This window comes from Candidatus Polarisedimenticolaceae bacterium (genome assembly GCA_036376135.1).
GTDB lineage: Bacteria > Acidobacteriota > Polarisedimenticolia > Polarisedimenticolales > DASRJG01 > DASVAW01.
Genome location: DASVAW010000128.1, coordinates 1 through 2,530, shown reverse-complemented (window position 1 = coordinate 2,530; position 2,530 = coordinate 1). Strand labels below are relative to the sequence as shown.

Genomic DNA, 2,530 nt, shown 5'->3' with positions numbered 1-2,530 from the left:
CGTGTGAGATGCGCAATTCCTTGCCATGTGGCGTCCAGCGGTTCAGACTCGCGAACGCACCGCGCAGCCGCGCCGCTCCAGGCCCTTACTCGTTAGAGCCCCGGATGCGTGCCGGTCGGGGAGTGAGTACGCCGCATGCAGCCTCTCATGTTTCTTCCATGGTCGTTGAGAAATGCCCTCCAAGCCCGATTCGGGCGTCATCGTCTGACCCGCCTCCTGCGCGGGTGGATGGAATCCGACGATCCACTCGCTCCAGAACCCGGGACGCTCGACCGGCTGTCATCGGCGTGGGGAAACGAAGCCTGGACGCCTCATGTCGAGTTCCTGCAGCGCGTGCTCGACAACGCCGTACGAGCTTCGGGACCGATCGTCGAGTGCGGAGCCGGAATCTCCACGCTGATCCTGGGAGTCGTGAGCCAGGTCCGAGGGCTTCACGTGACGACCCTCGAGGAGGATCCTCAGTGGGCCGAGTCTGTTCGGAATTGCCTGAGTCGGCACGGGATCGATTCCGTCTCCGTCGTTCACGCGCCGCTTCGGTCCTACGACGACTACGAATGGTACTCGCTGCCGAGCGAACCGCTGCCCGAGCGGATCTCCCTTGCCGTCTGCGACGGACCGTCGGGGCGCGCGCCGGGCGCGCGATACGGGCTCGTACCGACGCTTCTCTCCCGCCTCGGCGCGGGCACCGTTCTGCTTCTGGATGATGCGGAGCGTCCGAGCGAGCGGGAGTTCATTCCTCGGTGGTCGGCACTGCTGGGCGCATCCCCCGAGCGGGTCCGGCCCGGGCACGAACCCTCGCCCGAGTACGAGTTCGCCGTTTGGAGACTCCCCAACGATTTCATCCTCGGCCCGCCGTCCGGGCCCCGCATCGCTCCCGCGACCGCGTAACCGTCGAGCGCTCCCTTCCCCCCATTCGTCGCCATTCGGTCCATTGACGGCAAGCCCCCCGAGCCGCCACGATGGGCCACCACGATGCAGGTCATTCTCCTCATTCTTCTCGGCGTCACGCCGCTGGCGTTCGTTCCTGGGGGCTACGACGCGTTCGAACCCCACAAGGTCGGCATCGTTCTGACCGGCGCCGCGCTCCTCGCGTCGATGTCGCTCGGACGACTCTTCGCGGCGGGCCTCGACCGGGGATTCGGGGCCGCCCTCCGGGGCGCCGCGGCCCGCTGCTACGACTCGCTGCGACTGGATCCGGCGGGCGCCGCGGTCCTGCTCTTCCTCCTCTCGTCCGCGGCCTCCACGATCGCCTCGATCCGTCCCGAACTGAGCCTGCACGGCTCCTCGGCGCGGCCGGCCGGATTCCTGGTCGCCGCGGCGATGACGACGCTCTTCTTCGCGTCGCGCCGCGCGTCGGACTCGCCGCGGTGGCTCGAGCGCGTGGCCGCTGTCGTGACGCTGGCGGCCGGTTCGGCATCCGTCTACGCGCTCCTTCAGCTCACCGGGCACGACCCCTTCCACTGGCTCGGCGGCGCGACGTTCGACGGCAGCACGCGAGTCCCGGGTCCCCTGGGACATCCGAATTCGCTGGGCGCCTACCTCGCGATGGCGCTTCCCTTGACGCTCCTGACGGTCGCGCGCGCGCGCACGGCCGCGGGCCGCCTCGCGGCGCTCCTCGTCTCCGCCCTCGCGCTCTTCGTCCTCGCCGCCACCCTCTCGCGCGGGGCCTGGATCGGCGCGGCCGCGGCGGGGGCGGCTTTCCTGGCGATCCGCGCGACGGGGACCCGGCCCGCCGAGGCCCCCGCGCAAACGCGACGGCGACGGCTCGTCCTCCTCGCGGCGGCGGCGATCGTCTTCCTCCTCCCTCTCGCGACGCCCCTCGGTTCGGGATTCGTCACGCGATTGAAGCAGGTCGCCGACCTCCAGGCGCCGACGACGAGATCGCGCGTCGAGCTCTGGGGCATCGCGCTCGGCATGATGTCCGACCACCCGCTCCTCGGCGTCGGCACCGACGCGTACGGGGCCGCCTTCATCTCGTATCGGACCCCCGCCTTCTCGCGGATCGAGTGGAACGCGACGACGGATCGGGCGCACAACGAGGTGCTGCAGATCGCGGCCACCCAGGGGGGGGTCGGTCTTGTCGCTGCGCTCCTGGTGGGATTCCTCGTCCTTCGCGCCTGCCTCCGGGTCTCGAGGCGAATCGAGCCCGACGCGGCCACGGCCGCCGCCGTCGTGGGGGCCTCGCTGGCGGCGTGGGCGGCCTCGAGCGCGGTCGGTTTCTCGGTGGCGGCGACGGGGTCGCTCGCGGCCGCGCTCGCCGGCTGGGTCGCGGGGCGCTCCCGCTCCATCGAGCCGGAGACGGGCGAGGGGGCCGCGGCTCCGGCGAACGCCCGCCCGGCTCCGGCTCCGGCGTCGACTCTCGCCGCGCAGGCGGCGGCCGCGATTCTCTTGGGCGCGATCTGGACGGCGCTCGTCCTGCCGTCGTGGCGCGCCTCGTTCGCGGGAGGGCGCGCGCTCGCCGAGCCCGACTCGAGCCCGCGGCGCGTGACGGGCCTGGAGCGCGCCGTCTCGCTCTCCCCCTGGGACGATC

General features: G+C 71.7%; 2 protein-coding genes. Both read left to right on the top strand.

The window, feature by feature from the left end:
* Nucleotides 1-435: 435 nt before the first annotated feature.
* Nucleotides 436-888, top strand: coding sequence for a hypothetical protein (locus VF139_12900; GenBank protein ID HEX6852293.1), 453 nt, complete (start codon nucleotides 436-438; stop codon nucleotides 886-888).
* An 84-nt stretch (nucleotides 889-972) separates the two neighbouring features.
* On the top strand, nucleotides 973-2,530 hold a 1,558-nt coding region (locus VF139_12895; protein HEX6852292.1), incomplete at its 3' end, for an O-antigen ligase family protein.